The 11,516-nt window shown below is 39.3% G+C and carries 11 protein-coding genes; 10 read left to right on the forward strand and 1 reads right to left on the reverse strand.

What is annotated here, in order from left to right; genetic code table 11:
- Positions 1-77 precede the first annotated feature (77 nt).
- From HXT60_RS01300 to HXT60_RS01330, 7 genes are all read left to right on the forward strand, one after another.
- Entirely contained in the window at positions 78-1,697 is a 1,620-nt protein-coding gene (locus tag HXT60_RS01300; RefSeq protein ID WP_004112254.1) for a glycoside hydrolase family 31 protein, read from the forward strand.
- A 94-nt stretch (positions 1,698-1,791) separates the two neighbouring features.
- The gene (locus tag HXT60_RS01305) at positions 1,792-2,904 is read left to right on the forward strand and encodes a LacI family DNA-binding transcriptional regulator (RefSeq protein WP_004112255.1); all 1,113 of its coding nucleotides are present in this window, start codon (positions 1,792-1,794) and stop codon (positions 2,902-2,904) included.
- A gap of 46 nt (positions 2,905-2,950) precedes the next feature.
- On the forward strand, positions 2,951-3,685 hold the full coding sequence (locus HXT60_RS01310) for a hypothetical protein (protein ID WP_004115711.1): 735 nt from the start codon (positions 2,951-2,953) through the stop codon (positions 3,683-3,685).
- Positions 3,672-6,473: an HAD-IC family P-type ATPase gene (locus HXT60_RS01315; RefSeq protein ID WP_421791220.1), complete on the forward strand. Its 2,802-nt coding sequence runs from the start codon at positions 3,672-3,674 to the stop codon at positions 6,471-6,473. Before HXT60_RS01310 ends, HXT60_RS01315 begins: the two co-directional genes overlap by 14 nt.
- 145 nt (positions 6,474-6,618) lie before the next feature.
- Entirely contained in the window at positions 6,619-8,103 is a 1,485-nt protein-coding gene (locus HXT60_RS01320; protein WP_004112260.1) for an L-serine ammonia-lyase, read from the forward strand.
- Positions 8,104-8,338: 235 nt separating this feature from the next.
- Entirely contained in the window at positions 8,339-8,746 is a 408-nt protein-coding gene (locus HXT60_RS01325) for an FKBP-type peptidyl-prolyl cis-trans isomerase (protein WP_004112263.1), read from the forward strand.
- A 66-nt stretch (positions 8,747-8,812) separates the two neighbouring features.
- Entirely contained in the window at positions 8,813-9,292 is a 480-nt protein-coding gene (locus HXT60_RS01330; protein ID WP_004112265.1) for a GreA/GreB family elongation factor, read from the forward strand.
- A 170-nt stretch (positions 9,293-9,462) separates the two neighbouring features.
- On the opposite strand, the gene lexA is transcribed toward HXT60_RS01330, so the two are convergent.
- The gene (lexA, locus tag HXT60_RS01335; protein WP_004112267.1) at positions 9,463-10,182 is read right to left on the reverse strand and encodes a transcriptional repressor LexA; all 720 of its coding nucleotides are present in this window, start codon (positions 10,180-10,182) and stop codon (positions 9,463-9,465) included.
- A 171-nt stretch (positions 10,183-10,353) separates the two neighbouring features.
- Between lexA and HXT60_RS01340 the strand changes: the two genes are divergently transcribed.
- From HXT60_RS01340 to nrdR, 3 genes are read left to right on the forward strand one after another with little or no spacing between them, the layout of a single operon-like run.
- Positions 10,354-10,722 carry a LysM peptidoglycan-binding domain-containing protein gene (locus HXT60_RS01340; protein WP_004112269.1) on the forward strand — a complete coding sequence of 123 codons (369 nt, stop codon included), beginning with the start codon at positions 10,354-10,356 and terminating at the stop codon, positions 10,720-10,722.
- 45 nt (positions 10,723-10,767) lie between these two features.
- On the forward strand, positions 10,768-10,959 hold the full coding sequence (locus HXT60_RS01345) for a hypothetical protein (RefSeq protein WP_004112270.1): 192 nt from the start codon (positions 10,768-10,770) through the stop codon (positions 10,957-10,959).
- A gap of 53 nt (positions 10,960-11,012) precedes the next feature.
- On the forward strand, positions 11,013-11,462 hold the full coding sequence (nrdR, locus tag HXT60_RS01350; protein ID WP_004116911.1) for a transcriptional regulator NrdR: 450 nt from the start codon (positions 11,013-11,015) through the stop codon (positions 11,460-11,462).
- Positions 11,463-11,516: the final 54 nt, after the last annotated feature.

An 11,516-nucleotide genomic window follows, 5' to 3' on the forward strand; every position in this document is an offset into this window, starting at 1 on the left:
TCCATTATTAATATTATAGTAATAATACGTATTAGTAATAATTGAATGTATACAGATAATATTTTTTAGGATGCAAGATGAACGTGGAAATTAGTCGCACAATGGATGTGCTAAACACAGCAGACGCAACAAAAACAGATGTAGTTTCAAATGTAGTCGATAAATTTGTAACCACAATTAGGTTGCTCGAAGGGGAGCGCTGGTGGGGTGGAACAGTAATTGATGGGATATATGAACCATTTGGGAAACAAGTATTTACAAGAGATTTGTCTGAATGGACTCAAAAACTAAGAGAAGTTCCTGAAGCCTCAAATCAATCTTCTCCGCTACTAATATCTACGTGTGGACGATATGTATGGTGCAAAGAACCTTTCAAATTTACATTCGCAGATAGAACTCTATCGATAGAACATTCATCATCTCTAACGTTTACCAAAGTTGGAGATAAATTATCTGATGCTTATAAGTATGCTTGCAATAAATATTTTCCACCAAGCGGTAGAAGTATACCTGCAGATCTTATTGATAAGCCGCAATATAATACTTGGATCGAAATGCCTTATGCTCCAACGCAAAATAAAGTAGAAAATTATGCGCGTCAGATTCTTGAATTAGGAATGCCATCTGGAATCATTATGATTGATGACAAATGGTCACCTGATTATGGTGATTGGACATTTGATATTTCGCGTTTTCCAAAACCTCGTAAAATGATTGACTCATTGCACGAACAAGGCTTTCGTGTAATGCTTTGGCTCGTGCCTTTCATTAGTCCTGATTCTGAAAATTTCCGTTATTTGGAAAAAGAAAATCTTTTATTGAGAAGTGTAAATGGGGAAACAGCAATACGACGATGGTGGAATGGCTTGAGTGCTGTTTTGGATTTGTCGCATCCAAAAGCAATCTCTTGGTTAGAAGAGAAGCTTGATGCTCTTAGACAAATAGGTGTTGATGGGTTTAAATTCGATGGTGGTGATTTTTATGAGTGTCATAACGATGACATTTCATACGAATCAATGACGTCTGCAGAATTTTGTGAGCGATGGGCGAAATTCGGGTTGCGCTACTCTTACAACGAGTTTAGAGCATGTTGGAAAATGGGTGGTCAGCCTTTAGCGCAGCGCTTACGAGATAAGCCACAATCGTGGGGGGTTGAAGGTCTACAATCGCTTATTCCAGAAATAATAGCTCAAGGTCTTATTGGTCACGCATTCACATGTCCAGATATGATTGGTGGAGGCGAAATTGAATCTATGCAAAATGCTAATAGTATAGATCAAGATTTCTTTATTCGGTATGCACAGATTGCAGCATTATGTCCTATGATGCAATTCTCTACTTTACCTCACCGTGTTTTAGATAAAGAGCATATGAAAGCTCTAATTTGTGCTATAAGAACAAGAGAAGCACATTTGCCGACAATACAAAAGTTTGCATTAAATGCTGCTAATACTGGTGAGCCAATAGTACGACCAATGTCTTACCACTACGATCATTGTGAAGATATAATTGATCAATTCTTACTTGGAGACAGAATTATAGTGGCTCCAGCTCTTCATAAATATCAAAAACAGCGTTCTGTTTATATTCCTGATGGAAGTTGGGAAAGTGATGATAAAATTATTTTTGATGGACCAACTACTATCATTGTTGATACGCCGTTGGATCGAATTCCAATATTCACAAAAAAAATGTAGAGTATATTTTGTATATACTATATATTCTGTATATTTTGGGATTGATGGCAAGTAGTACAAAGGTTGTAATTGCTTAGCGATAGGTTGTAATGCAATGAGAATTTCACAAGACGGATTTGCCTACAAAGCTCCTACAAGTAAAGATGTAGCGACTTTAGCTGGAGTTTCGCAAACAACTGTTTCGTTTGTTATTAATGATAAAAACGGGATTGCTCCTGAAACACGTAACCGTGTACTCAATGCAATGCGCACACTTAACTATCATCCTAACGCTGGCGCTCGCATTCTTCGAACATCTAAGACGAACATTATTGCACTATTTGCAGAGATGCGTAGCAATAAAGATGCAAATGAAACTACTCCTTACATAGATACCATAGTTCGTTATGCTGAAGAACATGGATATGATGTTATTCTTAACACAACTGCACATGATTCAAAGAGTATACAAAGATTAGCTAATAAGACACTTTGTGATGCTTTTATCCTTATGGATATTGAGACTAATGATCCTCGTATACCAGTAGTTTGCCAATTGACTCAGCCAACAGTGCTAATTGGAAGACCTAGAAATGCGCAGGGCTTGGATGTCGTAGATTTAGATGCTCGTATTGCAGGACGCATGGCAGTTGATGAACTATATGAGACAAATCATCATCATATTGCTGTAATAGGGGAGCCTGTGAGTAACCCGTACTCTATAGACTTTGAAGAGCCTGAAAACATGTTCTTTATTCACGAGTTCCATATGGCCATACGTCAAGAATGTGAAAAGCTTAATATTCCGTATTCTATAATCCCAAGAAAATCTCCAGACTGGACAGGTTTTGTTGAATGCGCTGACAGATTATTGAAGTACAAAGATGATAGACTTGGTATTATTGTTCGTCAGCCTAGTGTGGCTCAGTGGTTGTTATGGTATTTGAAAGAACGAAATATTCAGCCTGGGAAAGATTTATCGGTTATCGTACATTGTTCTGATGATTATGCAGAGAGTTTCCCAACGCCTATTACTAATATTTCAACTGTTCCAAGAGAAGTTGCAAAAACTGCGATTCAACTAGTACTTCAGAGACTAGATAGTGAATCCAATCAACAGCATTCTGAATTTAAACAAAATAAGATTATTCCTAATCGCACTAATCGTGAGATACTTGTAGCTCCATCTAATATACATAGGAGAGCAACGACTGTTACATCATGGTAATACGCCTTTTAAGTATTTCATATGCAATTTGTGATATAAAAGTATTATGTCTCTTATGCGCAAAACAAAGCACGTGCTTATGAATAAACTTAAACGCGTGACATGTTTATGCGCAGCTGCGTCGATTTCTCTATTGGCGGTAGCGTCTTTGAGTGGGTGTGAGCCTAATAATCACGCGGTTGGGGATACTGGTAAGGCAGACGACATAGTTCACGATGGCATTGACGTAGAAGATATCAAGCTACTTATAGTTGGGTCAAAATCCGCATCTCTTGATTCCAAGCTTCTTCATTTATGCGAAAAATCTGGTTTGAGTGCAGCTTATGCTTCTGTGTCGGATGTTAAGAACGCTAATGAGGCTGCAAGGGATGCGATTAAGTCTGCTTCCGAGCAGCCTGTTTCTATGATATTGATTAACAACATCAATATTGATGCTTCAGATTCTACAGATTTAGGGGTTAAAAGCAATGCTGGTGGAGCGCATGTAGATTCAAAGGCTCGTGAATCTTGGATTGATGCGCTTAAATATGCTCGTTTTGCTGGAATACCAGTAGCTCTTGTGAATCCTAAAAATCCTCCAAAGGATTCAACTTTGTATGCTGCAAAATTGTATATTTTCAAGGATTTAGACAATCAAGCTTTGTTTGAGTTTAATAGGGATAATAAGTCGAATGTAGATAAATCGGGAAAAATTCAACATTCATCTCTTCTAAAAATCGTTCAATCCTTAATAGATAATACGCCTCACAGCAGGGATGTGATTATAAATGACAAGAACTAGCGTAATTAAGAAAGATTTGCCAGAGACTTCGCGGAGGCTGCAGATGCGTGATTTGAATAATTTGCGTGACATAAGTGACATGTCTGATTTGCCTGATTTGCCAAAAGTTAACGAATCTGGTTTAAATGCAGATGAAGTTTCTTATGCTGTGGAAAATGGCGACGTTAACATTACGACTAATCGAACATCTAGGTCTGTGCTTTCTATTGTGCGCGCAAACGTGTTTACACTTTTTAACGCGATTATCTTTGTAGCAATGGTGGTTGTTCTCGCTACTGGATCTTGGAAAGATGCCGTTTTTGGTTTTGTTATTTTGATTAACACTGGTATTGGCGTTGTTACTGAGTTGCGTGCAAAACACACGCTTGATAGGCTTTCGATTCTTGTGGCTTCGCGGTCGATTGTGCGACGAGGCGGAAAGAACGTTTTTATAAACCATTGCGATATTGTGCTTGGTGATTTGTTATGGGTTCGTGCTGGAGACCAGGTTCCTGCAGACGTGCAAGTGCTTGAATCTTGGGGTCTGGAGATGGATGAGTCAATGCTTACGGGCGAATCTGCAACTGTACGTAAGGCTGCAGAGGATCGTGTATATTCTGGCTCTACCGCTGTTTCTGGTGTTGCTTTGACTCGTGTTACGGCTGTGGGTGGCAACAGTTATGCTGCTAGATTGGCTGCTCAAGCAAAGGTTTACACTAAAACAATTTCGGATTTGAGCCGCGGAATTAACACGATTTTAAAGTGGATGACGATTGTTGTTGTGCCTCTTTGCGCTTTGCTTGTATGGTCTCAGATTAGTAAGGTTGGTGGTTTTGCGCTTGCGTGGCAGACTGGCAATTGGCGTAGTGCCGTGGTTTCTGCTGTCGCTGGTGTTGTTGGCATGATTCCAGAAGGTCTTGTGCTTTTAACTTCGCTTAATTTTGCTGTTGCTGCTATGCGCCTCGCTCGAAAAAAGACTCTGATACAAGAGCTAGAATCTGTGGAAACTTTGGCGCGAGTGGATTGTTTGAATTTGGATAAAACTGGCACTATTACGGATGGTGGAATCGCATTTGTAGGCGTGGATTTGCTTGATGACAATTTAAGTGATGTTGCAAAGCAGAGCAGCGCGGATGCTTTCGACTTGAATGATGGTTTGCGCGGTTTTGTAAATCAAGCTTTATTTGATTTGTCTAATGAAGAAAATCCAAATGCTACTGGTATAGCAATTATGGAAGGTCTTGGTAGCAAAGATACCTTTAGCAAAGGTCTTAATGATAAAAATGTTGAAAATCAGGGTGTATCCTCTGGCTGCGTAATAAATAATCGTCTTCCGTTCTCGTCTTCTAGAAAATGGAGTGCTATTAATTACAAGCATAAAGATGGTAGTTTTGAAACTTGGTACATGGGTGCTCCAGAAGTTTTGGTTAGTGCGATCCGTGAGTTTCGTGATTGTTCTGACGGCAATTCTGATTCTAACTATTCTAATATGCGCTCGCATGAGCAGTTTGATCGTATTTTGCATAGTGTAAACGAATATGCTCAAAAAGGTGAGCGTGTGCTTCTCCTTGCTTTAGATGACAGCGATTCATGTGATTCTACTTTTTCTGATTCTCCTACTATTTCTTCTAATGCGCGTCCTGTTGCCTTGGTTCGCTGTTCGGAGAAAATTCGTTCGGATGCTAGACAAACGCTCGCATGGTTTAGGAAACAGGGAGTTAGATGCCGTGTTATTTCTGGCGATAATCCTATAACAGTTGCTGCAGTGGCTGAAAAAGTTGGATTAACCGGCGATTCTAAGCCTGTTGCTATGGATGCTAGGAATCTTCCTAAAGATGTTAATCAGCTTTCTCAGGTGCTTGAGAATGTTGATGTTCTTGGTCGTGTTTTGCCAGATCAAAAAAAGGCAATTGTTCAGGCTCTGCATGCTAAGGGTCATGTTGTTGCTATGACTGGCGATGGTGTTAACGATACTCTTGCGCTTAAAGAAGCGGATTTGGGTGTAGCTATGGGGAATGCTGCTCCTGCAGCTAAGGCTGTGGCTCAAGTTGTGCTTGTTGATTCGTGTTTTTCGCATCTTCCAGACGTGGTTGCTAGGGGTCGTCAGGTTATGGCAAATATGGAGCGTGTTGCAGGATTGTTCCTTGTTAAAACTGTGTATTCTGCACTTATTTCGGCTGGTGTTGTTCTTCTTGGTCTTCACTTCCCGTATTTGCCTCGTCACATAACTTATATTGGCTCGTTAACAATTGGTATTCCAGCGTTTTTGCTGGCTTTGGCTCCTAATTCAAGACGTTATATTCCAGGGTTTTTGCATCGTGTTGTGCGTTTTGCTCTTCCTAATGGTGTGGCTGTTGCTATATCTGTGTTGGTTACGGCTGTTTTTGCTCCTATGATGTTGGTGCGTGGTTTAGATGCTTCTGGTGTGAGTGCTTCCAAGCTCATTGTTGGTGCAGCCAAGTCTTTGGATGTGACTCGTAGTATTTGTTCGGTTGTTGTTTTTGCGCTTGGTGTAGTGGTTTTAGCTACTGTTTCTAAACCTATTTTTTCTTGGCGTGGAATAATGGTGTTGTGCTTTGCGCTGGCTGGTGTTGTGGGTGTGTTTATACCGTTTGTCGCTCATTTCTTTGATTTGCACATTCCAACTAATGGGAACGATATGTTTGTTATGATTTGTGCAGTAATGTTTGCTTTTGTTGTGTGGATGCTTTTACACTTATTTAGCAGACTAATCGTAAGTTGGTTAGACAACAGTCATTCTTCTGATATTTCTGCTGCAGATATTTCTATGGATGAAGATGCTGATTAGCTTTTATTAGCTTTTATCAACTTTAGTTGGTTTTTGGGTTTTGTAGTGCATTTTATTTTTATGTTGAACGCAACGTATATCGAATCGCTGCGTGTCGTGACTTTGAAATTATGCTTACAATGTATATGTGTTCAGTATTTTAGAAATGTTTTCGATTGGTGTAGGACCTAGTTCTTCTCATACTGTTGGTCCTATGCGCGCTGCGAACGCTTTTGTTACTTCTTTGAAGGAAAGTGGAAAGCTTAATAATGTTGCGCGAGTTCATGTTACATTGTACGGTTCTTTGTCTCTTACAGGTTTAGGTCATGGCACGGATCGTGCTTCTGTTGCAGGTTTGGAGGGTAATTTACCTGACGATGTTGATACAGAACACATGATGACTATTCGCGAATATTGTAAGAAAACTGGTACTTTGACTCTTGCTCATAGTCATACTATTGAATTTGATTACGATTCAGACGTGATTTTTGAAAAGTGGAAGCGCATGGTTGCACACCCTAATGGCATGAGGTTTGTGGCTTTTGATTCTCAAGGTAATACTGTTGACGAGCAAGTTTGGTATTCAATTGGAGGTGGTTTTATTCGCAAAGGTAACGCGAATGATGCAATGGTTGGGTTGCATGATCGCGTTTTAGACGATGCGAATAATGTTGATGATTCTAAGTCTGACTCGACAAATAATTCTGTAAATGGCGATTCTTCCGTAAATTCTTCCAATGATTCAACTGTTCCTTATCCTTTCTCGACTTGTAAAGAGCTTATTTCAATTTGCAAAAAAGAACATAAGAATATAAGTGATATTGTTTGGCAAAATGAGCTTGCTTTGCATGAGGGAGATGCGCATTACGTTCGCTCCTATTTGCTACATGTGTGGAAGGTTATGAGCAAGTGTGTGGAAAATGGTTGTAATTCTAAACAGGAGATTCTCCCTGGAGGACTTGATGTTCCTAGGCGTGCTCCCAATATGTATGCTCGTCTTGCTGCTAATTCAGATATGCTTCGTCAGAATCATCGTAGGGCTGATTCAGCTTTAGAAAGCTCCGATTCTGCGTGGGTTAATCTTTTTGCACTTGCTGTGAGTGAGGAGAATGCTGGTGGTGGTCGTATTGTTACGGCTCCTACTAATGGTTCTGCCGGAATTATTCCAGCTGTTTTGCAATATTATTGGCGGTTTGTAGATAGTGCTAGTGAAGATGGAATTGTAAGATTCCTTCTTGCTTCTGGCGCTGTTGGATACCTGTTTAAACGCAATGCTTCGATTTCTGGTGCAGAAGTTGGATGCCAGGGAGAAGTTGGTTCCGCGTGTTCTATGGCTGCTGCTGGATTATGTGAGGTGCTTGGCGGCACTCCTGAACAGGTTGAAAATGCTGCGGAAATTGGTATTGAGCATCATCTTGGTTTGACTTGTGATCCTGTTGGCGGTTTGGTGCAGATTCCTTGCATTGAGCGCAATGCTATGGCTGCTAATACGGCGATTAATGCTGTGAGAATTGCTCTGCTAGGTGATGGTTCGCATATTGTTAGCCTTGATAATGCGATTAAAACAATGAAGGAAACTGGTCAAGATATGATGTCTAAGTACAGGGAAACATCTAAAGGTGGACTCGCCGTAAACGTTGTTGAATGTTAGATTGAATCCTAAATTAAATTTTGGATTAGATTAGGATTTAGATTAGGATTTAACTTTATATTATTGGCATAGGTAGCGGTTGAGTGCTAATCTAAATCACGCTATAAGATTACAGAACTGTTATAATGTTTGAAGTTTTTGGATAATGCTATTAAACATTAGTTGATTTTTGCAAATGTTTTAAGCATTTACATATGGCTGTAAGGGATTGGAAAAGATTATAAAGGAGGGCAATATGGCACAGGATATGCCAGAAGTAGTTGCGGAATTTGGTACTACGCCAACGGTGACGTTCCCAGCGTCTGAGCCGCCAGCGGGGCTTAAGGTTGTTGAGTTAGTAGAAGGTAATGGTCCTTTAGTTCGCGCTGGAGATACTGTGACTGTTAATTATCATGGTGTTGTTTGGGGTGCGGATAAGCCGTTTGATTCTAGCTTTGATCGTCATAGGCCAGCAAGTTTTGGCATTGGCGTTGGTCAGGTGATTCAGGGGTGGGATCGTACTGTTCCAGGTCATAATGTTGGCTCTAGGCTTCTTGTTTCTATTCCGCCTGAGTATGGTTATGGTTCTCGTGGAGTTCCTCAGGCTGGAATTGGTGGTTCAGACACTCTTGTGTTTGTGATTGATATTATTTCTACGCGATGAATATTGCGTGTGGTTGATTTTTAATTTGCTGTTTTATTCTTTGTTCTTTATTAAGGAGATTACAAAATGGCTGAAGAAAAAACGATTTTGTTGACTAAGGAAGCTTACGATAAGCTCAAGGAAGAATTGGCTCATCGCGAAGGCGAGTATCGTGATGAAATTACTGAACGTATTGCTGCTGCGCGAGCTGAGGGCGATTTGTCTGAAAATGGTGGTTATCAAGCTGCTCGTGAGGAGCAGGGCAAAAATGAGGGTCGTATTAACGAGCTTATTGTTAAGCTTCGTAATGCTAAGATTCTCGAAGCTCCAGAAGCTGGCAGTGTTGGGAATGGCTCTCTTGTAACCTTGGAGCTTGCTGGCCGAGAAATGACTTATGTACTTGGCTCTCGCGATATTGCTGTTGCTACAGATTACGATGTTATTAGTCCAGAATCTCCAATTGGTGCTGCAATAATGGGCGCTAAAGCAGGTGATACCGTTAGCTATTCTGCTCCAAATGGTCGTGAGATTTCTGTAACTATCAAGGATTCTCATCCTCTTGCATAATAAATTTTATGTGACAGGAAAGTTCATTTTTTTTTTAATCGCTGTGATTTTAAAGCTCTTATAGCTGCTAATCACAGCGATTTTTTTTTTATTGTTTGTTTTACATATTGAGAGAGTATTTGTAATGTTTTGCGTTTGCTAGAAATTTAGTTCTAGTTCTGCTTAAAACGTTAAATTTTTCTTAAGATAGTAACAACTTTACCCATTATTTTTGCGTGTGATCCATCTATAGGTGAATACGCTGGATTGTGTGGCATAAGCCAGACGTGACCATTGTCTTTTCTAAACGTTTTTACAGTAGCCTCATTATCTAGCAGTGCGGCAACTATATCTCCATTGGTTGCTTCATTTTGTTCTCGTACAACAACGTAATCTCCATCGCAGATTGCTGCATCGATCATTGAATCTCCATGCACTTCTAGCATAAATAGATTTCCGCTTCCAGTAAGTCTTTCTGGCAATCTCATAACATCTTCAACGTGTTGCTCTGCTGTTATAGGTGTTCCAGCTGCAATTCTCCCAACAAGTGGTACGTCGTGTGAGTGAATCAATGAGTCGTTGTTGTATATGCTTACATCTACTGCTGATTTTGTAATCAGTGTATGAGCTTTCTCCTTATTTTTCTTTAAGAAATCTCCAATAACCTCAATGGCACGCCCTTTATTGGCGCTTATTCTTATTAGTCCTTTCATTTCTAAGGCTCGCAATTGATGTTTTACGGAAGAAGGACTTCTTAAGCCTACAGCTTCGCCTATTTCTCTAAATGATGGAGGAAATCCATGTTCTTCAAGGCAATTTTGTATGGCATCCATGATTTTGCGCTGACGATCTGTTAGCGGTTCTGTGTTGTGCGCCGCGGAATCACTAATCTCGTTTGTGTTGATATTCATGGTGTCTCCTTTCGATGATTTTATTCTATGACAAACTTGCAAAAAAATCAAACATATGTTCGACACGCCGTTGCATCTTTAGAACAGATGTGTCAAGATTGATACACCTGTTCGATAGAACAAATGTTCATATGGATTTATATTGATTTAAATTTGTGAGAAAGGGTAATTATGCATAAGAGATCAAAAGCAACTGGTGCTTTATATAGTCAGTTTGCGAACAACGGTACTTGCGTAGATAAAACTTGTTTAAAGCGAAATAAGTATAGTAAATCTTTTATTAGATTTATTGTTTTTGTTGCTTTAGTGTGTTTTGCATGGATTATTTTTACTCCAAAGCCAGCAGTTTCTGCAGTGTCAAAATCTTTTGTAACATACACTGTTCGTCCTGGAGATACTTTATGGAGTTATGCAAAAACTATAACAAACAAAGACAGTAATATTTCTGATTCTGTAGATTATCTCATGCAAATTAATAATTTAGATTCAGCAGATTTAGAAGTAGGTCAGTCTATAAAAGTGCCGTTTATATATGATTAATCAATGTAGATAATTTTATTCGATAGTTAAAATATGGAGGTTTATATGGATTGGATTTGCGAATGTGACTCGTATGATGAAGATCATAACAATGTTGTATTTATGGCTTCGTCGATATATGAAACAAGGGTACGAGTAATTGCAGATATGGTTTTATATCCATCAATTCAGGTATTTATTGGTAAAATTTATCAAGAATATGGACAAAAATATGAAAAAATCGATTTATTTATATAACAAATATTAAAGCATATATAACATATTTTAATAATTTTTAGTATGCTAGATGTATGCATTGTCCTTTTTGTAAGAATTCCGATACTAAGGTTATCGATACGCGAATTAGTGAAGATGGATATTCGATTCGTCGCAGACGTGAATGCCAGATGTGTGGCAACCGCTTTACGACAGTTGAAACTACTCAACTGCTTGTTATGAAACGATCTGGTTCAATTGAGCCATTCGACCGAGCAAAGGTGGTTGCTGGTGTAGGAAAAGCTTGTCAGGGTAGACCTATAGACTCTGAAGCTTTAAAGACGTTGGGAATGGAAGTTGAAGCTGATTTGCGTGCTCGCGGATTAGCGCAAGTTACATCTGAAGAAGTTGGAAAAGCAATATTGAAACCATTGCGAGAACTGGATGAGGTAGCTTATCTTCGTTTTGCTAGTGTATATCAGAACTTCGCTGGCTTGAAGGATTTTGAACAAGCCATTGAGGATCTTAAAAAGAGTAAGCAATAACCCTTCTTGTTTGACCCATATATTTCAATAGATCAAACAATGTACTAGTTTATT

Source organism: Gardnerella sp. KA01002, from assembly GCF_049244015.1.
GTDB classification, from domain to species: domain Bacteria; phylum Actinomycetota; class Actinomycetes; order Actinomycetales; family Bifidobacteriaceae; genus Bifidobacterium; species Bifidobacterium vaginale.

Coding starts and splice junctions, on each gene's coding strand:
- HXT60_RS01300 (WP_004112254.1), top strand. CDS start 78: ATGAACGTGGAAATTAGTCGCACAATGGATGTGCTAAACACAGCAGAC.
- HXT60_RS01305 (WP_004112255.1), top strand. CDS start 1,792: ATGAGAATTTCACAAGACGGATTTGCCTACAAAGCTCCTACAAGTAAA.
- HXT60_RS01310 (WP_004115711.1), top strand. CDS start 2,951: ATGTCTCTTATGCGCAAAACAAAGCACGTGCTTATGAATAAACTTAAA.
- HXT60_RS01315 (WP_421791220.1), top strand. CDS start 3,672: ATGACAAGAACTAGCGTAATTAAGAAAGATTTGCCAGAGACTTCGCGG.
- HXT60_RS01320 (WP_004112260.1), top strand. CDS start 6,619: ATGTTTTCGATTGGTGTAGGACCTAGTTCTTCTCATACTGTTGGTCCT.
- HXT60_RS01325 (WP_004112263.1), top strand. CDS start 8,339: ATGGCACAGGATATGCCAGAAGTAGTTGCGGAATTTGGTACTACGCCA.
- HXT60_RS01330 (WP_004112265.1), top strand. CDS start 8,813: ATGGCTGAAGAAAAAACGATTTTGTTGACTAAGGAAGCTTACGATAAG.
- lexA (WP_004112267.1), bottom strand. CDS start 10,182: ATGAATATCAACACAAACGAGATTAGTGATTCCGCGGCGCACAACACA.
- HXT60_RS01340 (WP_004112269.1), top strand. CDS start 10,354: ATGCATAAGAGATCAAAAGCAACTGGTGCTTTATATAGTCAGTTTGCG.
- HXT60_RS01345 (WP_004112270.1), top strand. CDS start 10,768: ATGGATTGGATTTGCGAATGTGACTCGTATGATGAAGATCATAACAAT.
- nrdR (WP_004116911.1), top strand. CDS start 11,013: ATGCATTGTCCTTTTTGTAAGAATTCCGATACTAAGGTTATCGATACG.